Origin of the sequence: Vibrio coralliilyticus, from assembly GCF_024449095.1 — a bacterium.
In the GTDB taxonomy this organism is placed as follows: domain Bacteria; phylum Pseudomonadota; class Gammaproteobacteria; order Enterobacterales; family Vibrionaceae; genus Vibrio; species Vibrio coralliilyticus_A.
The window spans coordinates 754,998-776,854 of record NZ_CP024627.1; the positions used below are offsets into that span (position 1 = coordinate 754,998).

Below are 21,857 nucleotides of genomic sequence, written 5' to 3' on the forward strand. Positions count from 1 at the left end.
GAAACCCGACTCTCCATCCCCACATAGGGGATATAGCAAAACGAAAATAGAAATTTATTCGGAGATAGCCTGATGGGTAAAATCATTGGTATTGACTTAGGTACTACTAACTCATGTGTTGCGGTACTAGACGGCGACAAACCACGTGTAATTGAAAACGCAGAGGGTGAGCGTACTACTGCATCGGTAATTGCTTACACAGACGGTGAGACACTAGTAGGTCAACCAGCAAAACGTCAAGCAGTTACAAACCCAGAAAACACGCTATTTGCAATTAAGCGTCTTATTGGTCGTCGTTTCGAAGATGAAGAAGTACAGCGCGACATCGAAATCATGCCGTACAAAATCGTTAAAGCTGACAACGGTGATGCTTGGGTTGAAGCGCAAGGCCAGAAAATGGCGGCTCCTCAGGTTTCTGCTGAAGTACTGAAGAAAATGAAGAAAACGGCAGAAGACTTCCTTGGTGAGGAAGTAACTGGCGCAGTTATCACAGTACCGGCTTACTTTAACGATGCTCAGCGTCAAGCAACTAAAGATGCTGGCCGTATCGCTGGTCTAGAAGTTAAGCGTATCATCAACGAGCCTACTGCAGCAGCTCTAGCTTACGGCCTAGACAAGCAAGGTGGTGACCGCACTATCGCTGTATACGATCTTGGTGGTGGTACATTCGATATCTCTATCATCGAGATTGATGAAGTTGAAGGCGAGAAAACATTCGAAGTACTAGCGACTAACGGTGACACTCACTTAGGTGGTGAAGACTTCGATAACCGCATGATCAACTACCTAGTTGAAGAGTTCAAGAAAGAGCAAGGTATCGATCTTAAGAACGATCCTCTAGCAATGCAGCGTGTTAAAGAAGCAGCAGAAAAAGCGAAAATTGAGCTTTCTTCTACTTCTCAAACAGACGTAAACCTACCTTACGTGACTGCAGATGCGACTGGTCCTAAGCACATGAACGTTAAAGTGACTCGTGCGAAACTAGAATCTCTAGTTGAAGATCTAGTTCAACGTTCTCTTGAGCCGCTAAAAGTTGCTCTAGCTGACGCAGACCTATCTGTGAACGACATTACTGACGTTATCCTTGTTGGTGGTCAGACTCGTATGCCAATGGTTCAAGCGAAAGTGGCTGAGTTCTTCGGTAAAGACGCTCGTAAAGACGTGAACCCTGACGAAGCAGTAGCAATGGGTGCTGCAGTTCAAGGTGGTGTACTTGCGGGTGATGTTAAAGATGTACTTCTACTAGACGTTACTCCTCTGTCTCTAGGTATCGAGACTATGGGCGGCGTAATGACTAAGCTAGTTGAGAAGAACACCACTATCCCAACCAAAGCGAACCAAGTTTTCTCTACAGCAGAAGACAACCAGAATGCGGTAACTATCCACGTTCTTCAAGGTGAGCGTAAGCAGGCGATGTACAACAAGTCTCTAGGTCAATTCAACCTAGAAGGCATTCAGCCAGCTCCACGTGGTATGCCACAAATCGAAGTAACTTTCGACCTAGATGCGGATGGTATCCTTCACGTATCAGCGAAAGATAAGCAGACTGGTAAAGAGCAGAAGATCACTATCCAAGCTTCAGGCGGACTAAGCGACGATGAAATCGAAAAAATGGTACAAGAAGCAGAAGCTAACAAAGAAGCGGACAAAAAGTTCGAAGAGCTAGCGGCTGCACGTAACCAAGCTGACCAAATGATCCACGGTACTCGTAAGCAAGTTGAAGAAGCGGGTGACGCACTTCCAGCGGAAGAGAAAGAGAAGATTGAATCTGCTATCTCTGAGCTAGAAGAAGCTCGTAAGGGTGAAGACAAAGAAGCGATTGATGCGAAAGTACAAGCTCTTATGACCGCTGCGCAAAAACTTATGGAAATCGCTCAGCAACAAGCTCAGGCACAACAGGCTGGCGCAGAAGCTGGTGAACAGCCTAAGCAAGAAGAAGACGTTGTAGACGCTGAGTTTGAAGAAGTTAAAGACGAGAAAAAATAATTCTCGATTCTGACTTAACTTAACGTAATATGCGGGCGTTTGAGGGAACTCACACGCCCGCCTGTTTGTAAATACGCTGTCTTTCCAGATAAGCACTTTTGCACAAAGCCTTTATCTAGAACGATACAAACACCAAGCGACAATCGGTCGTTTGCAGTACTAAATTGGTGACGAAGAACATGTCAAAACGTGATTTTTACGAAGTATTAGGCGTAAGCCGTGATGCATCAGAACGTGATATTAAAAAGGCGTATAAGCGCCTTGCAATGAAATTCCACCCAGACCGCAACCAGGGTGATGAGTCTGCTGCAGATAAGTTTAAAGAAGTAAAAGAAGCGTACGAAATCCTACTGGATCCTCAGAAAAAAGCGGCCTATGACCAATATGGTCATGCAGCCTTCGAACAAGGCGGCATGGGCGGTGGCTTTGGCGGTGGTGCTGGTGCTGATTTCGGTGATATTTTTGGTGATGTGTTTGGTGATATCTTTGGCGGTGGCCGACGTGGCGGTGGCCAGCAGCGCGCGCAACGCGGTGCAGACCTGCGCTATAACATGGAACTGTCGCTAGAAGAAGCGGTTCGCGGTGTTTCAAAAGAAATTGAAGTGCCAACGCTAGTTAACTGTGACGTTTGTGATGGCAGCGGCGCGAAGAAAGGCTCGTCTCCTGAAACGTGTGGAACCTGTCATGGTCATGGCCAAGTTCAGATGCGTCAGGGTTTCTTTGCGGTTCAGCAAACCTGTCCAACCTGTCACGGTAAAGGCAAGATCATCAAAGATCCATGTAACTCGTGTCATGGTCAGGGTCGTAAACAGAAGACTAAAACGCTTAACGTTAAGATTCCTGCTGGTGTTGATACTGGTGACCGTATCCGTCTTTCTGGTGAAGGTGAAGCGGGAGAAATGGGCGCTCCAGCGGGTGACTTGTACGTACAGGTCCATGTGAAAGAGCACCACATCTTTGAGCGTGATGGTAATAATCTATATTGTGAAGTGCCTGTCAGCTTTGCAATGGCCGCACTGGGTGGTGAAGTTGAAGTACCAACACTGGATGGTCGTGTGAACCTGAAAGTTCCGACTGAAACGCAAACGGGGCGAATGTTCCGTATGCGCGGTAAAGGGGTGAAGGGTGTTCGAGGCGGTGGTGTTGGTGACCTGATTGTTAAGTTAGTAGTTGAAACACCTGTTAATCTAAGTTCACGTCAGAAAGATTTATTGAAAGAGTTTGAAGAGTCTTGCGGTGGTGAAGCGGCAACTAAGCACAAGCCGAAAGCGGAAGGGTTCTTCAATGGGGTCAAGAAGTTTTTCGATGACCTAACGAGTTAACCTTCGAAAGATTGTTGTGAGAGAGCCTGCCAAATGTGCAGGCTTTTTTATTCCCAACAAGACGCAGGAAACTCTATGTTTTTTGCGTCTAAGCTGATGTAATCAATGTTGTTCTCTATTAGGCAGGTATCGAGATGTTGCTGGCTGCTTGTTTGAGCGGTAGCCTTGATCGTATATGCGGTGCTTGCTCCGCTAGTGATAGAAAAAATAAAGCGGTTTTGGTCAGACAGGCATAGAGTGCATTGGCCTTCAGATACGATGTGGCTCCATTGATATTGTCCGCTGTAGTTCGATTCCAACTCCAGTTGGATTCGCGCTAAGTCAGAGATGGCCGTTGTCCGATGAGATTGACGCACGAAGTCCAAATAACTTGGGTAAGCGATAGCAGATAAAATCACTATCACGACTGTTACCACCAACAGTTCGAGCAAAGTCATTCCATTTGGACTTTGTTTACTCTGATTACATCGATTTTCACCGAACACTCCGAATCCCTCTTTTCTTTTGCATCTGGGCATTGTTTCTCAGTGGTAGCATCGAACCAAGTATGGTTTTGAACCTTGTGAGTGTTACATGAGAGTTTGGGAAATGCCTCGTGGTTTTACATTGATAGAAGTGTTGGTTGTTTTATCGGTAGTCTGCGTGGTCGCGCTATGGGCACTCCCTAGCTTTGTTTCCGTTTCTAATACCGCCAAAATGGCTAGGCTAGCGACAGAGTTGAATGGACTTGTCGTAATGGCTAAATCTCAAGCTGTTTTGCGCCGCCAACCGTTATGGATTCACTTGTTAACCGTTAGCGGAGAATGGGCGCTGGAATTAACTGATAACAAAAAGGAGTTCCAAGGGGTGGTATTAATGCGTTTGTCTGGGGCTTCATTTTCAGGGATTAAACTAGACACAACGTATAGCTCGAATCAAATCAGCTTTGATGCAACCCATGGCCGTCCTAAAAGTGGCCGATTTACTTTCTATCCTGGCCAGCAACCTGAGCTAGTTCTTGAGCTAAGAACGCACTTTCGCTCTGCTATTGTTCGTGTTTGTTCTCCAAATAAGACTTACTTGGGCTACGAAGTATGCTGATTTATCGGCAGAGAGGGGGGAGTTTGCTCGAGCTCCTTGTTGCTGCCTCGCTTAGCATACTAGTGATAAGTGTGGTGATGAGCATGTTGATCCATCATCAGCGTACAGCGGTTTATCGAGCTAACGAACTTATGCTACTCCAAAGCACCAATAGTGTTCTTCAAATGATGAAGCAGGACTTACATCGGGCTGGCTACAGCGGAGGTATGGGTTCTAGCCTTAAGCTATCCGGCGCGGCACAAACTTATTATATCAGGCATGATAATCAAATGAGTCTAATTGCTTACGCCTACCTTTCAGGGAATGCTGACGATGAGGATGCATACACAAATGTTGTTTATCAAAGAGATAGACAATCTGAGCAGATCCTCAGAGTTTGTGAGAAGAAATTGTCACGCGTTATGTCTGTCGTAGAAGCAGAGAGCTTTACGAATTATTTTGGCAATACTTGTAACACTTTGTTTGATAGTCGACGTATCGCTATTGAAGTATTTGAGTTGAATGTTGAGCCCTTGGTGGGCCTGTCTATCTCTTCAGAACTTGTGAGTGTCGTTCTTTCAACCCAGTTAGTGGATCAACCGCAAATTACGCAATCACTGGGTTTTTCTGTCAAAACGAGGAACTGGTGAGGTGAAGAAACAAAGTGGAGCGGCGTTGATTGTGATGACCTGCCTGTTACTCTCGGTGACCTTGATGGTCATTATGGGGAGTTATAAAGGCGTATTTTATCAGGTAAAGCGGAGTAATAATGAGCTCGACAGCCGCACAGCTCACTGGCTTGCTGAAGGAGGTTTAGAGTGTGCATTTGCTAGTGTATCAAGTGAAGGTCTGATTCCTGAAAGTTTAAATGGTTGCCAAGGTTGGCTTGGTTTGGATGGACTGGAAATAGAAACGGGAACACCACATAAGATCCGCTCATCAAGTGGTTTTCTTACTTTGAGTAAGGCATTTTTCCTGCCAGAGCTACAAATTAAAAGCGCAATGACAACCACTGCTCATCTATATGTATACGGTTCGTTAAACCTTGCCCCGCATCATGGAGATAAAGTCAGTGAGAACGAGTGGGCATGTGTATCACTCCGGTATCAAAACGAGGTTTATGCTCAGAGTTACTCCTCTAAACAACCCAAACAAAGGGCTGTACTTCCTCGTTATTTTCCTTTGGGAGAGGTTGAAAATCAGCAGCATTGTGCCGACAAAAATTATACTGGGTTTGCCTGGCAACTTTCTTCTACTCAAGATGATTTCGCCCTGCATGAGAATCTTGACCCCTTTAAAGAAGTCTTTAACGTTTCACGTAATCACTGGTTTGACGTGATGTCAGACACAGGGTTATTTGGTTACGTTCCATCGTCTTTAGCGAGCTTCTTACCAGCAAACGCCAGCGACTTGCCTGCTCCTCAAGTGATAGAAGACTGTGGTGAAAAGATCAGTGAGCTTATTAAGGCTTCTCATGAATTTATCTGGGTCTATGGAAGCTGTGAACTGACATCAGATGATCTACAAACAATCAATGGTGCTATCGACACCTACTTGGCCGGAGGCTTGGTTTTAGTTTTGCATAACGGAGCGTTTGCAGTGTCAGGCCATCAAGCGTTGAAGGCTCTGGTTTATCATTTTGTCTCTGATGATTCCGCTCTTGACGACGCTGGTTTGGAAACGATTGAAAATGACGAATTATCTGTAAACTTAACCCAAACCATAGATGCACTGTCTTCTGTTGTCGCTATTGAAAAAGAGCGGGTAAGTTACTTTCAGAGTGGGAGTTTTTATCCGATTGGTGGTTTGATTTTAGATGTACCTGAGCGTTATGCGTTAATCGATACTTCTTTGGATACCGAGTTTAATCAAGATATAACAGCCAGCCCGGCTAGAAAGCACCATCAAACGCTATGGGTGAGAGGAAGTTGGTATGATTTCTAATCAAAAAGGTGTGAGCTTGATTGAAGTATTAATTGGGCTATTTCTTGTAAGTAGTAGCGCTATTGGTTTAGTAAAACTGCATACCTATATAGAGACGAAATCAGATTGGGCTAATCAGGCGACAAAAGCGCTTTATCTAGCAGAGTCACAGCTTGAGTATTTTATCAGTCACAGTTCAGTTGTGGAGCCCCAAAATTATTCGTTTGATACGATAAATCAAGATCCCTGCTTTACTCTTGAACGTTGCCAGATTTCATTAGAAGAAGAGTTTCAACTACAGTGTGACTCCAAGTCTATTGTGCTGAATGGTATCGAAACTCAACTCATTAGCGTTGCTGTCTGTTGGCAAGATCGTTATGGGAAAAATCAATCTATTGAGTTAACAACATTTGTCTCTGAGTTCAATGAGTTTGCTATGTAGTTTGTTTTATATTCAATGTTGGTTGTTGAGTGTTTACCTGTTAGTGTTCTCTATTTTTTTCAAAATGGTTTCAAACCTGTTTCAATCTATGGGCGATTGTTGTTTTTACTTTGTTGCGTGATAACGCCAGTTTTGCAAAATATGTCTCCAAATATGGAAAAAATTGTGGAACCTTGTGCTTTTTAGAGGCGCTTTTAATAAAATGTGTCGTTGAATAATAGGTCGCTACAACAATCATTACAGACCTAAGGCAACAACATCACATATGGAGTTACCATGAGTAACCAAGCTGTAAATCAAGCGCCATCCAACAAGCCGAGTGGTATGGATCGCTTTTTAAACTTTATTGAACGCGCGGGTAATAAGATCCCAGATCCTGCTATTTTGTTTTTCTGGGCTCTAGTTATTACTTGGGCTGCGTCTGCTCTCCTTTCAAACGTCTCGTTTGATTTGTTAAACCCACGCACTGGCGAAGCACTTGCAATCAACAACCTTTTAACCGGCGAATCTCTAGCAAGCTTCCTCGCGAATATGGTGACAACATTCACTGGTTTTGCGCCTCTAGGTATCGTACTGGTTGCGATGCTTGGTGTAGGGGTAGCGGATTCTTCAGGCTTTATTACCACAGGCCTCAAGAAGATGCTTAACTTCACTCCAGCTAAGCTACTTACTCCAATGCTTATTCTGGTTGCGATTGTTTCGCACACCGCGGCGGATGCAGGTTACGTTCTTGTTATTCCACTCGGTGGTATCATTTTCCATGCGGCTGGTCGTCACCCATTAGCGGGTATCGCTGCAGCATTCGCTGGCGTATCGGGTGGTTTCTCTGCAAACTTTATCCCTTCGGGTATCGACCCACTACTCGCTGGTTTCACACAAACTGCAGCACAGGTTCTTGATCCTGAATACGTTGTAAACCCACTTGCGAATATTTTCTTTACTGGTCTATCTTCAATCATCATTGTGGCGATTGGTTGGTACGTAACAGAAAAAATCATCGAACCTCGCCTAGCGAAAACGCCAATCGACGAAGATGCAGAAAAAGCACCAGATCTAGGTTCTTTCACTGAACTTGAGTCAAAAGCATTCCGCTATGCGGGTTGGGCGATGCTGGCAGGTATTGCTGTATTAATCGCAGCTATTATCCCTGAAAACTCGGCATTACGTTCTCCTGAAGGTGAAATTACAGCGTTTACCGCGCCGTTAATGAAGTCAATTGTTCCATTGATCTTCATTTTATTCATCATTCCAGGCTATGTGTATGGTAAAGTCTCGGGGACATTTAAGACCAGTAACGACATCATTAAAGCGATGGCGGACACTATGTCGACAATGGGTGCGTACATTGTTATGTCGTTCTTCTGTGCTCAGTTCCTGGCTGCATTTGCACAGTCGAATATTGGTACTATGCTAGCGCTATACGGTGCAGAAGGTCTGAAAGCAATGAACCTTCCGGGTGAAGCAACGATCATCGGCATGATTCTGTTGACGGCTTCTGTAAACCTGCTAATTGGTTCTGCTTCTGCCAAATGGGCTTTAATTGGTCCAATTCTAGTACCAATGCTAATGGCTGTAGGTATTTCGCCAGAGCTTTCTCAAGCGGCATACCGCGTTGGTGATTCTGTATCGAACATTATCTCACCTCTGATGGTCTTCTTCCCTCTCGTCGTGGTTTACTGTCAGCGCTACGTGAAGTCGACTGGTATTGGTACTCTAGCATCTCTAATGATGCCATTCTCAATTGCAATGTTGATCGGTTGGTCTATTTTCCTAGTGGCATACTGGGCACTGGGTATCCCACTGGGCATTCAAGCTCCTTACACATATACGATGTAAGTTGACAGCATGAGGATTGATGAGCGCCGGTTGAGAGACTGGCGCTTTTTTATTTTGTAGTGGTAATTGAGCGCTCTTTTACTCTCGTGGGGTTATGGGTAGAATCATACTCCCACTTCATCTGTGTTAGATTTTGGAGCCTTAAGTGTCAGATTCTCAGTTTTCCTCTCAAGATGAATTCTTCATGCGACGTGCGCTGGCGCTTGCTGCTCAGGCAGAGTTAGAGGGAGAAGTACCTGTTGGTGCTGTCTTGGTCAAGGACGGAGAAGTGGTTGCTGAAGGTTGGAATCAGTCTATTGGTCATCATGATGCAACGGCACATGCAGAAATGCAGGTACTGCGTAAAGCAGGCCAAGTTTTGGAGAATTATCGTCTCCTTGATACAACCTTATATGTGACGCTGGAGCCGTGTCCAATGTGTGCCGGAGCTTTGCTTCATAGCAGAGTCAAACGTATCGTGTTCGGCGCTCCAGACTTAAAAGCGGGAGCAGCTGGAACAGTACTTAATTTGTTTGAGCACCAGGCAGCGTATCACTACGCGGATATTGAAGCTGGATTATTGGAAGAAGAGTGTCGAGTGCAATTGCAAGCATTCTTTAAGCGTCGTCGTAAAGAGAACAAAGCGCAGAAACAGGCAAAGCGTTTTGAATGAAGGATAAGACTCTAGCAAACACCTGTGTCTAGGTGCTTGCTAGGATTATGCGCAAATTAGCTGCATGAAGGCTCGATGACGAGCAATTACTTTCTTCTTATTGTTACTGAGCATTCTCTTACGGCGGTTTGCTGCCACCGTTTTATTAAGGCGTTTTGACCGCATTTTACGTCTACTCATAAAACAACCTCCTACTATGAGTTATATCTGAATTATGGCTTTCTTATTCGAAGGTACTGATTACCTTGAGTAACTCGTCTTTTACCAGCCAATTGTTACTGTTTTAATAATGTTTGCAAGATCGCTAGCTTACGAGACTATGTGTGGGTAAGCACGCAAGAATTCAAGTGCATAATCACTAAACAGCGATAGTACACTTGAAAGCTGGCTTTTACTCTTGATTTGTTGGTGCTGCCGCTGAGCTGGCTGAAGCTGAAGAGACTGAACTTTCCGGCACTTCGATGACGGCAAGGTCGTCTATACTGATGTCGCTATTATCTGCCGTTTGTTGCTCCACATGACCGATAATACTTTGGTAATAACGGCGAATGTTCTCGACGTAGTTTCTTGCTTCATCACCGCGAGCGTAGCCATATCGAGTCTGGCTGTAGTATTTTTTCTGGCGTAGTAATGGCAAGCGATCTTTTACATCGGCCCATGAATCCGGATTGCCCCCTTGTCTTTTGGTTAGTCTCCTTGCGTCCATCATATGACCGTAGCCAACATTGTAAGAAGCGAGAGCAAACCAGATTTTTTCATGGTCATCGACAGAATCGGGTATACGAGAAACCATACGACGCAAGTAGTCTACGCCTCCTCGTACTGATTGCTTAGGGTCAAGTCGGTTTGTGACCCCGACGCTTTTAGCGGTGGGTAATGTCAGCATCATCATGCCACGAACACCCGTTGGGGACTTAGCTCGGGGATTCCAGTGTGACTCTTGATAAGCCAACGCAGCCACTAAACGCCAGTCAAACTCTTCAGAATATTTTTTAAATAACGGTGACCATTTAGGCAGTTTGGAGTCAAGGGCACGGATAAATGCGCGTGTGTCAACATAATCAAAGCTGCCGATATGACCAATATATTTTTCTTCAAGTGAGGCGAGATGGCCTGATTGTTTGGTGTAACCAAAGAATTCAATCATCAATGCATATAAGCTTTCATCTTCTGAACGGCGAACAAACCAAGAGATGGGTTGATCTTCTGTGAGTTCAAAGGCTAATGCAATATCAGGGTAGATTCGCTGCGATAGGGATACTTCGACGGAATCGGCGATAGTGAACATCAGATCACCATCAGATACCTGTTTAAGGAGATCGCTTACCTCCGCTTCAGGATCTATTTCAAATGCAAAGTCAGGATAGGCTTCTTGCTTTATGGCGTTCAGAGTCTGCTTCACATGTGAATCACTAACGATTTTTAGGGTAGGTTGATCATCTTCCCCTTCAATTTGATCAGGTTGTTTACTGAGAAGCTGTTCTAAATTACGTGGTCGCCATTGGCCCTTTTTGTAGACCACTTGTTGGCTGACATAATAATAAGCAGGGCCGGGACGGAATCGCTCCATACGCTCAGCAGATTGAGTTAAGCCAGCAGCAATAATATCAATTTCGCCTTTGGCCAGTGCAGGGTAGAGCGATGAGATTCGGTAGGCCGGCTTCATTTCCAGTTGTACGCCTAGCTCATTGGCAAACTCACGAGCCAGTTCATAATCCAATCCCGCAGGGCCATCGGGACCAATATAGTAAGACAACTGATTGTTCAAGGTGCCGACACGCAATACGCCACGCTCGCGTATTTGGTCTAAATCACTTTTAGGCTCTGATTCAATTTGACAGCCGGATAACATCAATACAGCAAACAGCAAGGCGCTAATTGATGTCCAACAGTTCAAGTAATGCTTCTTCATTCACATCATTCTCATACTTCCAGTAGGGCATTTATATCAAAGTGTCATAACAAGGCAAGACAATCAGAGTGAGTTCGGGTTAAAGATTTAAAATTAGGATTTTTGCGGTAATTCAAATTTGATGAAAAAAATGACGCAAACGGTTGCTTTTGGTGTTACATCACAAAAATAAATCCTTTATAATGCGCCCGCAAAGGAGAGGTGGAATCGGCATAGGTTTTAGAATTCTAGGGAATAGCTTCGAAGTAAAACAGCCTAACCCACTGAATTTATTCCAATATCACCTCAGGTCAGTAGACCTTAACCAATTGCATAAGAGACCTAAGTACATGAGAATTTTTCGTGGCTCCCCAGCTCTATCTGAATTTCGTGTTAACAAGCTTCTAGAGCTTTGTCGTGAATTGAGCTTGCCAGTAACAGGTATTTACGCTGAATTTACCCACTTTGCTGATCTAACGGCAGATCTAGACGCATCTGAAGTTGAGAAGTTAGAAAAGTTACTGACTTACGGTCCAACTATTGAAGAGCATGAGCCAACTGGTCTGCTGCTTCTAGTTACGCCTCGTCCAGGCACTATCTCTCCTTGGTCATCAAAATCGACAGACATCGCAAATAACTGTGGTCTGGACAAGGTGGTTCGTCTTGAGCGTGGTACAGCGTACTACGTTGAAACATCTGCAGAGCTAACTGAGCTTCAATTGGTTGAGCTAAAAGCAATTATCCACGATCGCATGATGGAAGTGGTTTTTGCTGACTTTGACTCAGCGAATGCACTTTTCCAAGTGGCAGAGCCAGCACCTGTAGCTGACGTTGACCTACTTTCTGGTGGTCGTGCTGCGCTTGAAAACGCAAACGTTACCCTAGGTCTTGCACTTGCAGACGATGAAATTGAATACCTTTACGATGCGTTCGTAAATAAGCTCGATCGTAACCCAACAGACATCGAGCTAATGATGTTCGCCCAGGCGAACTCAGAGCACTGTCGTCACAAGATCTTCAACGCAGACTGGACTATCGACGGCATTAAGCAAGAGAAGTCTCTGTTCAAGATGATCAAAAACACATTCGAAACGACACCAGATAACGTGCTGTCCGCTTACAAAGATAACGCAGCAGTAATGGTCGGTTCAGAGGTTGGTCGTTTCTTCCCGAATCCAGAAACTCGCCAGTACGGTTACAACCAAGAGAAAGCCCATATTCTAATGAAGGTGGAAACGCACAACCACCCAACGGCTATTTCTCCATGGCCGGGCGCATCTACAGGTTCTGGTGGTGAAATCCGCGACGAAGGCGCAACAGGTATTGGCGGTAAGCCAAAAGCCGGTCTTGTTGGATTTACGACTTCTAACCTACGTATTCCTGGTTTTGAACAGCCATGGGAAACAGACTTCGGTAAGCCTGGCCGCATTGTTAACGCACTAGATATCATGCTAGAAGGCCCATTGGGTGGCGCGGCGTTTAACAACGAATTTGGTCGTCCTAACCTACTAGGTTACTTCCGTACTTACGAAGAAAAAGTGAACTCTCACGCTGGTGAAGAGGTTCGTGGTTACCACAAACCAATCATGATTGCTGGTGGTATGGGTAACATCCGTGACGAGCACGTACAGAAGAAAGAGATCCCAGTCGGTGCAAGCCTAATCGTTCTTGGCGGTCCTGCAATGAACATCGGTCTTGGCGGTGGTGCTGCTTCTTCAATGGCATCTGGTCAATCAGCTGAAGACCTAGATTTCGCTTCAGTACAGCGTGAAAACCCAGAGATGGAGCGTCGCTGTCAGGAAGTGATCGACCGTTGTTGGCAGCTTGGTGAACAGAACCCAATCGCATTCATCCACGATGTAGGTGCGGGCGGTATCTCTAACGCACTTCCTGAGCTTGTAGACGATGGCGAGCGTGGTGGTATCTTCCAACTGCGTGACGTACCAAACGACGAGCCGGGCATGAGCCCACTTGAGATCTGGTGTAACGAATCTCAAGAGCGTTACGTAATGGCAGTTGCGCCAGAGAACATGGAAGTATTCGATGCGATCTGTAAGCGTGAACGTGCACCATACGCAGTCGTAGGTGTGGCAACAGAAGAGCGTGAACTGAAACTTGAAGATTCACACTTCGACAACACGCCAATTGACATGCCAATGGATGTGCTTCTTGGTAAGACGCCTAAGATGCACCGTGATGCGAAAACGCTAAAAGCAAACAACCCGGCGGTTAACCGTGACGGCATCGAGCTGAACGAAGCCGTGGATCGCGTTCTACGCCTTCCAACGGTTGCAGAAAAAACATTCCTTATTACTATCGGTGACCGCACCGTTACTGGCCTTGTTGCACGTGACCAAATGGTTGGCCCTTGGCAGGTTCCAGTAGCTAACTGCGCAGTAACCGCAGCAAGCTACGACACTTACCACGGTGAAGCGATGTCGATGGGTGAGCGCACACCAGTTGCTCTACTAGATTTCGGTGCTTCAGCTCGTCTAGCGGTGGGTGAGGCAATCACGAACATCGCAGCGACTAACATCGGTGATATCAAACACATTAAACTGTCTGCAAACTGGATGTCTCCAGCTGGCCACCCGGGCGAAGACGCAGGTCTTTACGAAGCGGTGAAAGCGGTGGGTGAAGAGCTATGTCCAGCACTTGGTCTGACTATCCCCGTGGGTAAAGACTCAATGTCGATGAAGACCAAGTGGGAAGAGAATGGCGAACAGAAAGAAGTAACGTCTCCGCTATCTCTAATCATCACGGCGTTTGCTCGTGTTGAAGATGTTCGTAAGACAATCACACCTCAGCTTCGCACAGATAAAGGCAATACTAGCCTTGTCCTAATCGACCTAGGTAACGGTCAAAACCGTCTAGGTGCAACGGCTCTAGCACAGGTTTACAAGCAGCTTGGTGATAAGCCAGCAGACGTAGATAACGCAGCCCAGCTAAAAGGTTTCTACGAAGGCGTTCAAGCACTTGTTGCGAACGATCAAGTCGTGGCTTACCACGATAAGGGCGATGGCGGTCTATTCGTTACTCTTGCTGAGATGGCATTCGCAGGTCACTGTGGTGTTAAAGCGAATATTGAAGCACTAGGTGACGACGCTCTAGCAGTTCTATTTAACGAAGAGTTAGGCGCAGTGCTTCAGGTTAAGAATGACGACCTAGATGCTGTACTTTCAACGCTAGCTGCAAACGGCCTTGAGGCATGTTCACACGTAATCGGTTCTGTAGAAGCGTCTGACGAGCTGGTGATCACTTCTGGTGAGACAGTGGTTCTAGAGCGTAACCGTACTGAACTACGTACTATCTGGGCTGAGACAACGCATAAGATGCAAGCTCTACGTGATAACCCAGCATGTGCTGACCAAGAGCACGAAGCGAAGAAAGACAATTCTGACCCAGGTCTGAACGTTAAACTAAGCTTCGATGTAAACGAAGACATTGCAGCACCTTACATTGCTAAAGGTGCTAAACCTAAGATGGCAATTCTGCGTGAGCAGGGTGTTAACTCTCACGTTGAAATGGCAGCAGCGTTTGACCGTGCAGGCTTTGAAGCAACTGATATTCACATGAGCGATATCCTAACTGGTCAAGCCGTTCTAGAAGAGTACCAAGGCCTAGTGGCTTGTGGTGGTTTCTCTTACGGTGACGTACTAGGCGCAGGTGAAGGTTGGGCGAAATCTATCTTGTTCAACGAGCAAGCTCGTAACCAGTTCCAAGGCTTCTTCCAGCGTGAAGATACCTTCTCTCTAGGTGTGTGTAACGGCTGTCAGATGCTATCAAACCTGAAAGAGCTAATCCCAGGTGCAGATCTATGGCCACGCTTCGTTCGTAACGAATCTGAGCGCTTTGAAGCTCGCTTTAGCCTAGTGGAAGTTCAGAAATCTGACTCTGTATTCTTCGACGGCATGGCAGGTTCTCGTATGCCAATCGCAGTGTCTCACGGTGAAGGTCGCGTAGAAGTGCGTGATGCTGACCACCTAGCCGCGATTGAAGCATCAGGTACAGTGGCCGTTCGCTACGTGGACAACCACGGTAACCCAACACAGCAATACCCGAACAACCCGAACGGTTCGCCAAACGCAATCACAGGTCTAACGACTCAAGATGGCCGCGTAACTATCATGATGCCTCACCCAGAGCGTGTATTCCGCACTGTGGCGAACTCATGGTCTCCAGAAGGTTGGGGCGAGAACGGTGCTTGGATGCGTATGTTCCAAAACGCACGTAAGAATGTCGGTTAACAGGTATTAGCTGTTATTGAAAAGTAAAAGCGCAGACCGAAAAGTCTGCGCTTTTTATTTGTTGAAAAATCTATAGCCAACGGCTCTTTTTTACGCTCTAATACCGCGCTTGCCAAGGGATGGCTAAATCCCTCAATACTCTATTAGAATCCCTTAGGAAATGAATATGTCGAACAACAAAAAATTTGCCATTCGTGTGACTGAAAAGCGTAATGGTTGGTGTGCAGAGATCACTCGTCAAGTGACATCACGTAAAACATCTGTGTCTAAGCGTGAAGCTGGCTTTGAAACAGAAGCTTTAGCGCAAGAGTGGGCGGAGAAAGAGCTAGCGGGTTTCATCCAAAACCAAGCGGCCCGTAACGAACGTAAAGGTGAAGCACGTAAAGTTCGTGTTGAGCGTGAAGAGCGTCTAGCGCAAGAAGCCGCTGAAAAGAAGGCACGTTACGAAGAAGCGAAGCGCACAGCGGCAGCGCAAGCTGAATTAGATGATGAAGATGATTTTTTCGACGAAGAGTAATCAATTCTAATAAAAAACCGCCTACTTAGGCGGTTTTTATATCCGATAACGCTTTGATTAGCGAAATTGTCCTGCTTCTGGGAGGAAATCAAAACCTGCGGAAGCGAGTTTAGTCTCTAGTGCTGACTTATCGATATCAAAATACGTAGCCAGCTTATCTAAATCACCACCAAAGTCATCTCGTAGCTTCATGTTGACGATGCTCATCAGCATGATTGGATCCATCGTTTCAAAGTTCGCTAAGTTCATTATTGATCCTCGAAATCTGAAATCAGCAGATTCGCTGCTGCAAATGCCGCTTTGTCTCTTACATGTTGCGGGAGGCTGATATCCGCTGCAATATCGTTTAACGCGCGTAGTGAACAAGCAATCGCTTTAGGCACATAGGCCTGATCGCCACTGCCAATTTGCGCATAGAGCTCGCGAACCAAGTCGCAGCAATCATATATTTTCATGTTGTTAACCTAATAATTAAATGAGAACTGCTCTCAAATATACACAGGCTGTGATTGAAACTCAAAGCAACGGTTTGTTCTGGCTCAAACTCAAGGCAGCGATGCTGGATTTTTGTTCGCTTTGGCTTAGTCTTGCAGTTGTTGCTCAAGCTGGAAAGTTACCTCCGGCGCCAGTTGTAACTGTTTGGCTAGCTCCTGCAAATAGGCTTTCTCCATGAAATTCTGTTCATCGACAACAATTAGAGACGCGAGATAAATCTCTGAAGCTTGTTGTGGTGACTGAGCGAGTCGAGCAATTTCGCTTGGATCGAGAGGTTTGTTTAGCTCATTGTGGAGCATGGTTTGTAACCCAGCATCCGCACCAGCTTCTTTCAGTGTGGACTCTATGCGCTGCATTTCTTCTGCGTCGACATGACCATCTGCTTTTGCAGCGGCAATCATAGCTTTGATGATGAGCTCGTTATGAATAGTATCGTTGGCATTAAAATCTTCTTGTACTGAGGTTGTTTTTTGCTTGCCTTGCCAATTATTGTAAACGGTATAAGCCAGCGCCCCTAGAGCCGCTGCGCCTCCAATTTTAAGTGCATTTTTACCGACTTTTTTGCCAAGCTTTTTACTTTTTTTAGACCCCATGAGTAGGTTGACTAAGCCACCACCCACTGCACCTGCTCCAAGAGATTTTAGCGCTCCAGAGCTAGATTGCTGTTGCACTTTCTGTTGGCCTTGACGAACAAGATCTGAGTTTAGAGCCTGATTCAATAAACTTTTTAAATCCATTCTGGACCTCCTTAGTTTTGTTCAGACTAACTGAGTCAATATGAATTGAAGATTAATAGAAGCAAAAAGGCGAGCACAGAGCTCGCCTTTGATCGCAGAGTTTGCACGGCTGATACTATTCTTCAGCGTACCCATGAATTCCAAGTAACTTACCATCAAGGTAAGCTTCTTTTTCGTCTTTCATGATCAAGCGTTCCTCAACCAGCCATTGCACGACCAGAGGATAAATCTTATGTTCCTGAGTTTGTACTCGTTCTGTAAGTGTTTCAACCGTGTCTTCATCAAAGATGGGCACTTTAGCCTGTAGGATCACCGGGCCACCATCCAGTTGTTCAGTGACAAAATGAACGCTTGTCCCATGCTCTTCATCACCAGCATGAATGGCTCGCTGGTAGGTGTTCAGACCTGGGTATTTCGGTAGTAGAGAAGGGTGGATATTGATCATTCGGCCTCTATAGTGGCGAACGAATTCACCACTTAAGATGCGCATGTACCCTGCGAGAACAATGACATCTGGCTTGTATTCATCAATTTGCTTCATCAATTCATGATCAAACGCGTCGCGGGTATCGAATGATTTTGGATCCAAAAAGTGGGCTGCTGCGCCTGCTTTCTTAGCTCGCTCCAAGCCATAAGCTGTTGCTTTGTTTGAAAAAACAGCGGTCACTCGGCCAGTACTGATCTTGGTTTCACAAGCATCAATAATCGCCTGTAAGTTCGAACCATTTCCTGAAACTAAAACAACAATACTCTTCATAATTTATTTGATCTCTACTTGTTCTTCATCAGCACTGGCATCAGCGATTTCACCAATAACCCATGCCTTCTCACCTTCTGCTTCAAGCAACGCCACTGCCGCGTTTGCTTGTTCTTTTGGCAGCGCAATAACTAGACCAACACCACAGTTGAATGTGCGGTACATTTCGTGAGTGGTCACATTGCCTTTTTCTTGCAGCCAGTTGAAAATCACAGGCCATTCCCAGCTATTGCCATCGATAACAGCTTTGGTGCCTTCAGGCAGTACGCGAGGAATATTTTCCCAGAAACCACCGCCAGTAATGTGAGAAATTGCATGAATGTCGTGCGCTTCAATCATTTTTAGCGCCGATTTGATGTAAATCTTTGTTGGTTCCAGCAGATGTTCGCCGATAGTACGGCCTGCTAGCTCTTCATTCTTATCTGCGCCCGATACTTCGAGAATCTTACGAATGAGTGAATAACCGTTTGAGTGAGGACCACTTGAACCTACCGCGATAAGCGCATCGCCTGCCGCGACTTTGCTGCCGTCGATAACATTTTCTTTTTCTACGACGCCAACACAGAAGCCCGCTACATCGTAGTCTTCCCCTTCGTACATGCCAGGCATTTCAGCAGTTTCACCACCAATAAGCGCACAACCGGCTTGTACACAGCCGTCAGCGATACCGGAAACAACGTCTGCCGCAGTATCAACATCCAGTTTGCCTGTCGCGTAGTAATCGAGGAAAAACAGTGGCTCAGCACCTTGCACAATCAAGTCATTTACGCACATAGCGACAAGGTCGATGCCTATGGTGTCGTGTTTTTTCATATCCAAAGCAAGACGAAGTTTGGTTCCAACCCCGTCAGTACCTGAGACCAGTACCGGCTGCTTATATTTGGTTGGTAGCTCACACAAGGCACCAAAACCACCAATACCACCCATTACTTCAGGGCGGCGAGTACGTTTAACGGCACCTTTGATGCGATCAACAAGTGCGTTACCTGCATCGATATCTACGCCAGCGTCTTTATAGCTAAGAGAAGTGTTATCAGCACTCACAAGGAAGTCCTCAGTTTGAAAGTTGGATATGAAATCGGCGCTATTCTAACAGCGGATAAACCAATATAGCAAACGTTTGCGCTGGTTTTTTCTTTTGTTCTAGCGCAAGAATTTGAGAACGAAATCGTTTATAATCTGAAGGTTTGTTTAAAAATCACCTATGTATCCGGAGATGGAAATGAAAGTTGTTGAAGTAAAACACCCTCTTGTTAAACACAAACTGGGTCTAATGAGAGAAGGTGAGATCAGCACTAAGCGCTTTCGTGAGCTAGCAACTGAAGTCGGTAGCCTACTGACTTACGAAGCAACTGCAGACTTTGAAACAGAGAAAGTAACCATTGAAGGTTGGAATGGGCCGGTAGAAGTAGACCAGATTAAAGGTAAGAAAGTGACGGTTGTACCTATCTTACGTGCTGGTCTTGGCATGATGGATGGCGTGCTTGAACATATGCCAAGTGCGCGTATCAGTGTTGTTGGCATCTACCGCGATGAAGAAACACTAGAGCCAGTACCATACTTTAATAAGCTAACATCTAATATTGATGAGCGTATTGCGCTGGTTGTAGACCCAATGCTTGCCACGGGCGGTTCAATGATCGCTACGATCGACCTGCTAAAAGAGCAAGGCTGTAAAGCGATTAAGGTCTTAGTTCTAGTTGCAGCGCCAGAAGGTATTGAAGCGCTAGAGAAAGCTCACCCAGATGTTGAACTGTTTACTGCCGCCATTGATGAAAAACTAAATGACAAAGGTTACATCGTTCCTGGTCTTGGTGATGCAGGCGATAAGATCTTCGGTACGGTATAAATTGAAGTATCTCAGCAAATAAAAACGGGAGCCAGCTGGCTCCCGTTTTTATAGGACAAGTTATTTCTTTAAACTTAATGTGCCGCCAGTGCGAGGCTTGTCAGATGGTCGCTGAGCGGGTTTATCTGACTTTGGTTTGTAGACGCTTTTGCCTTTGTTGGTGCTTGGCTTAGATTTGGAATCTGATTTTCCTCCCCGCCCTTTTTTCGAATTAGGGGCATGGCGAAATTCTTCGGCATTTTTGCCTTTGAATGTGCGCTGTTTTTGATTGCGCCTTGCTTTCGATTCCTGATTCTCTTCACGACTGTCAAATAGCTTGGCGTCAGTCGCTTTGCGAATGTTATGACCGCGTGCATCTACTTTTGAAGCGTCTTCCGTTCCACTCGATGACTCACACATTGCGAGAATTTCTCTGATCTCGTCATCGCTGAGGTAGCGCCACTGGCCATTTGGGATTCCATCGAGGGTGATATTCATGATACGAACTCGGCGAAGTTTGAAAACCTCATAACCCAGTGCTTCACACATACGACGGATTTGGCGATTAAGGCCTTGTGTGAGGACAATACGAAAAGAGAATTTAGTCTCTTTAGTGACCTTACATGGCAACGTCCTGGTATCGAGAATATCGACACCTGAGCTCATTTTTTTGATGAACTGTTCGGTAATCGGTTTATCGACACGAACAACATACTCTTTTTCGTGATTATTGCCGGCACGGAGGATCTTATTGACGATATCACCGTCATTGGTCAGAAAGATCAAGCCATCAGATGGTTTGTCTAGACGACCGATAGGAAAGATACGCTTCTTGTGGCCAATGAAATCAACAATGTTGCCGGGAATATCACGTTCAGTGGTACAGGTGATACCAGTCGGCTTATTCAAAGCGATATAAATAGGCTTGTCTGTGGCGGCGCTGATTGGCTTGTCATCGACACGAACATCGTCGCCCGATAGAACTTTAGTCCCCATTTCAGGGATTTTGCCATTAATCGTGACACGACCTTGTTCGATTAGGCGATCAGCTTCTCGGCGTGAGCAAAAACCGGTCTCACTAATGAATTTGTTTAGGCGTTTGGCATCTTGTGACATGTTGTTCTCTCTAACGTTTCACAACGGCATTAATTGGAAATGAAAAAGCAGCCCGTTAGGCTGCCTGAACATTTTAGCACTGTTATGTCATCTGAGTAAGTTTAATATTACCTAGAAGATATAGTGGTTAACCAAGACGCTTTTGATGACGTTCTCGATTTTCGAGTTTTTTTTCTGAACTTTTACGTAGCATGACATAAACGGCACCGGTACCACCATGAAAGCGCTGTGTGCTATGAACGCATTGTACGTCACGAATTTGTTCTAACCACTGTGCGACATAGCTTTTCATTAATGCTGGTGGGTTAGATTTCTCACCGCGGCCATGGACAATAACCACGGTGCGAATATCCATTTGTATGCATTGCTTGAGGAATTTTACTACTTCATCACGGGCTTGTTTTAACGTATGCCGGTGTAAGTCTAAGCGGGCTTGAATAGGATACTTCCCTAAGCGTAACTTGCGATACACACCTTCTTGCACTCCATCGCGTTTAAACTCGATAATATCCTCAGGTTTAAGCATGGGAGCATGGTCAACAGACAAATACTCGGGATCGTCTTCGGTTAGCCAAATGGCGGCTTCACGCTTTGCGAGTTGTGCTTCGGTGACTTGATGGTGCTTTTTATGTTCGGCTGTATCATGTTGGATGGGCTTAACATCTCCCATCATTTCTTGGAATAAGGCGAAATCATCATCGTGAGACATAACTGCATCTCAGAGTAGGGAATGAGTAACTGTATTATACCCATGACAACGGATAATAGAGCAGAAATTTCTAATGCTGAAAGTAAAAAACCGAAGTAGACAAAGAATCTACTTCGGTGCATAGCGATACTCTATTCGAAAATAGGGCTAAGCGATCTAGTGAGGAGATTTGTCGTTCATTACTTTGTATATGAAGTAACCGCCATAAAAAAGCATAAGACCTAAAGCCCCAAAGATGACTAGCATTGAAGATAGTCCAACTGCATTACCAAACAGGAGATTCAGCCAAAAGTCCATGTTTCCTCCAAATCCAAAATAGTGATGACATGGATTAAATTAA

22 protein-coding genes are annotated in these 21,857 nt (G+C 45.4%); 11 read left to right on the forward strand and 11 right to left on the reverse strand.

Features of this window, described 5'->3' with window-relative positions; translation table 11 throughout:
- Nucleotides 1–72 precede the first annotated feature (72 nt).
- On the forward strand, nt 73–1,986 hold the full coding sequence (dnaK, locus tag CTT30_RS03425; RefSeq protein ID WP_239837514.1) for a molecular chaperone DnaK: 1,914 nt from the start codon (nt 73–75) through the stop codon (nt 1,984–1,986).
- Between the two features lie 179 nt (nt 1,987–2,165).
- Nucleotides 2,166–3,308 carry a molecular chaperone DnaJ gene (dnaJ, locus tag CTT30_RS03430; protein ID WP_252036042.1) on the forward strand — a complete coding sequence of 381 codons (1,143 nt, stop codon included), beginning with the start codon at nt 2,166–2,168 and terminating at the stop codon, nt 3,306–3,308.
- 47 nt (nt 3,309–3,355) lie between these two features.
- Here the strand turns inward: dnaJ and CTT30_RS03435 are convergent, their stop codons facing one another.
- Nucleotides 3,356–3,793: a type IV pilin protein gene (locus CTT30_RS03435; protein WP_252036043.1), complete on the reverse strand. Its 438-nt coding sequence runs from the start codon at nt 3,791–3,793 to the stop codon at nt 3,356–3,358.
- Nucleotides 3,794–3,881: 88 nt separating this feature from the next.
- On the opposite strand from CTT30_RS03435, the gene CTT30_RS03440 reads away from it, so the two are divergent.
- The 6 genes from CTT30_RS03440 to tadA all read left to right on the forward strand — a co-directional run bounded on the left by CTT30_RS03440 (nt 3,882) and on the right by tadA (nt 9,220).
- Nucleotides 3,882–4,388, forward strand: a complete 507-nt coding sequence (locus tag CTT30_RS03440; protein ID WP_252036044.1) for a GspH/FimT family pseudopilin — start codon at nt 3,882–3,884, stop codon at nt 4,386–4,388.
- A gap of 77 nt (nt 4,389–4,465) precedes the next feature.
- Nucleotides 4,466–5,017, forward strand: coding sequence for a pilus assembly protein PilW (locus tag CTT30_RS03445; RefSeq protein ID WP_252036045.1), 552 nt, complete (start codon nt 4,466–4,468; stop codon nt 5,015–5,017).
- Nucleotide 5,018: 1 nt separating this feature from the next.
- Nucleotides 5,019–6,311, forward strand: coding sequence for a hypothetical protein (locus tag CTT30_RS03450; RefSeq protein WP_252036046.1), 1,293 nt, complete (start codon nt 5,019–5,021; stop codon nt 6,309–6,311).
- Entirely contained in the window at nt 6,301–6,732 is a 432-nt protein-coding gene (locus tag CTT30_RS03455; RefSeq protein WP_239876433.1) for a type IV pilus modification PilV family protein, read from the forward strand. The genes CTT30_RS03450 and CTT30_RS03455 overlap by 11 nt, the downstream gene beginning before the upstream one ends.
- Before the next feature lie 276 nt (nt 6,733–7,008).
- The gene (locus CTT30_RS03460) at nt 7,009–8,568 is read left to right on the forward strand and encodes an AbgT family transporter (protein WP_252036047.1); all 1,560 of its coding nucleotides are present in this window, start codon (nt 7,009–7,011) and stop codon (nt 8,566–8,568) included.
- Nucleotides 8,569–8,713: 145 nt separating this feature from the next.
- Nucleotides 8,714–9,220 carry a tRNA adenosine(34) deaminase TadA gene (tadA, locus tag CTT30_RS03465; protein ID WP_252036048.1) on the forward strand — a complete coding sequence of 169 codons (507 nt, stop codon included), beginning with the start codon at nt 8,714–8,716 and terminating at the stop codon, nt 9,218–9,220.
- Nucleotides 9,221–9,265: 45 nt separating this feature from the next.
- Here tadA and CTT30_RS03470 read toward each other — a convergent pair whose 3' ends face one another.
- A complete protein-coding gene (locus CTT30_RS03470) occupies nt 9,266–9,400 on the reverse strand; it encodes a hypothetical protein (protein ID WP_255906193.1) in 135 nt (44 codons plus the stop codon).
- Between the two features lie 211 nt (nt 9,401–9,611).
- Nucleotides 9,612–11,132, reverse strand: a complete 1,521-nt coding sequence (gene mltF, locus CTT30_RS03475; protein ID WP_252036049.1) for a membrane-bound lytic murein transglycosylase MltF — start codon at nt 11,130–11,132, stop codon at nt 9,612–9,614.
- Between the two features lie 329 nt (nt 11,133–11,461).
- On the opposite strand from mltF, the gene purL reads away from it, so the two are divergent.
- Together purL and CTT30_RS03485 are read left to right on the forward strand one after the other, a co-directional pair.
- A complete protein-coding gene (purL, locus tag CTT30_RS03480) occupies nt 11,462–15,358 on the forward strand; it encodes a phosphoribosylformylglycinamidine synthase (protein WP_252036050.1) in 3,897 nt (1,298 codons plus the stop codon).
- A 166-nt stretch (nt 15,359–15,524) separates the two neighbouring features.
- Nucleotides 15,525–15,875 (forward strand): DUF3622 domain-containing protein, encoded by a 351-nt coding sequence (locus CTT30_RS03485; protein WP_239867408.1) that lies wholly within the window; start codon nt 15,525–15,527, stop codon nt 15,873–15,875.
- A 57-nt stretch (nt 15,876–15,932) separates the two neighbouring features.
- On the opposite strand, the gene CTT30_RS03490 is transcribed toward CTT30_RS03485, so the two are convergent.
- From CTT30_RS03490 to purM, 5 genes are all read right to left on the reverse strand, one after another.
- A complete protein-coding gene (locus CTT30_RS03490) occupies nt 15,933–16,124 on the reverse strand; it encodes a DUF4250 domain-containing protein (RefSeq protein WP_006959611.1) in 192 nt (63 codons plus the stop codon).
- Nucleotides 16,124–16,330, reverse strand: coding sequence for a YaeP family protein (locus CTT30_RS03495; protein ID WP_252036051.1), 207 nt, complete (start codon nt 16,328–16,330; stop codon nt 16,124–16,126). The genes CTT30_RS03490 and CTT30_RS03495 overlap by 1 nt, the downstream gene beginning before the upstream one ends.
- A 126-nt stretch (nt 16,331–16,456) precedes the next feature.
- Nucleotides 16,457–17,107 carry a tellurite resistance TerB family protein gene (locus tag CTT30_RS03500; RefSeq protein ID WP_252036052.1) on the reverse strand — a complete coding sequence of 217 codons (651 nt, stop codon included), beginning with the start codon at nt 17,105–17,107 and terminating at the stop codon, nt 16,457–16,459.
- A gap of 115 nt (nt 17,108–17,222) precedes the next feature.
- Nucleotides 17,223–17,864: a phosphoribosylglycinamide formyltransferase gene (gene purN, locus CTT30_RS03505; protein ID WP_239867412.1), complete on the reverse strand. Its 642-nt coding sequence runs from the start codon at nt 17,862–17,864 to the stop codon at nt 17,223–17,225.
- A gap of 3 nt (nt 17,865–17,867) precedes the next feature.
- The gene (gene purM / locus CTT30_RS03510) at nt 17,868–18,908 is read right to left on the reverse strand and encodes a phosphoribosylformylglycinamidine cyclo-ligase (RefSeq protein ID WP_239837530.1); all 1,041 of its coding nucleotides are present in this window, start codon (nt 18,906–18,908) and stop codon (nt 17,868–17,870) included.
- A gap of 178 nt (nt 18,909–19,086) precedes the next feature.
- Here purM and upp point away from each other — a divergent pair, with 178 nt between their 5' ends.
- Entirely contained in the window at nt 19,087–19,713 is a 627-nt protein-coding gene (gene upp, locus CTT30_RS03515; protein ID WP_239837531.1) for a uracil phosphoribosyltransferase, read from the forward strand.
- 60 nt (nt 19,714–19,773) lie between these two features.
- Here the strand turns inward: upp and rluF are convergent, their stop codons facing one another.
- The 3 genes from rluF to CTT30_RS03530 all read right to left on the reverse strand — a co-directional run bounded on the left by rluF (nt 19,774) and on the right by CTT30_RS03530 (nt 21,814).
- Nucleotides 19,774–20,808, reverse strand: coding sequence for a 23S rRNA pseudouridine(2604) synthase RluF (rluF, locus tag CTT30_RS03520; RefSeq protein WP_252036053.1), 1,035 nt, complete (start codon nt 20,806–20,808; stop codon nt 19,774–19,776).
- A gap of 127 nt (nt 20,809–20,935) precedes the next feature.
- Nucleotides 20,936–21,517, reverse strand: coding sequence for a DNA endonuclease SmrA (gene smrA / locus CTT30_RS03525; RefSeq protein ID WP_252036054.1), 582 nt, complete (start codon nt 21,515–21,517; stop codon nt 20,936–20,938).
- A gap of 156 nt (nt 21,518–21,673) precedes the next feature.
- Nucleotides 21,674–21,814: a DUF3149 domain-containing protein gene (locus tag CTT30_RS03530; protein ID WP_006959603.1), complete on the reverse strand. Its 141-nt coding sequence runs from the start codon at nt 21,812–21,814 to the stop codon at nt 21,674–21,676.
- Nucleotides 21,815–21,857 lie beyond the last annotated feature (43 nt).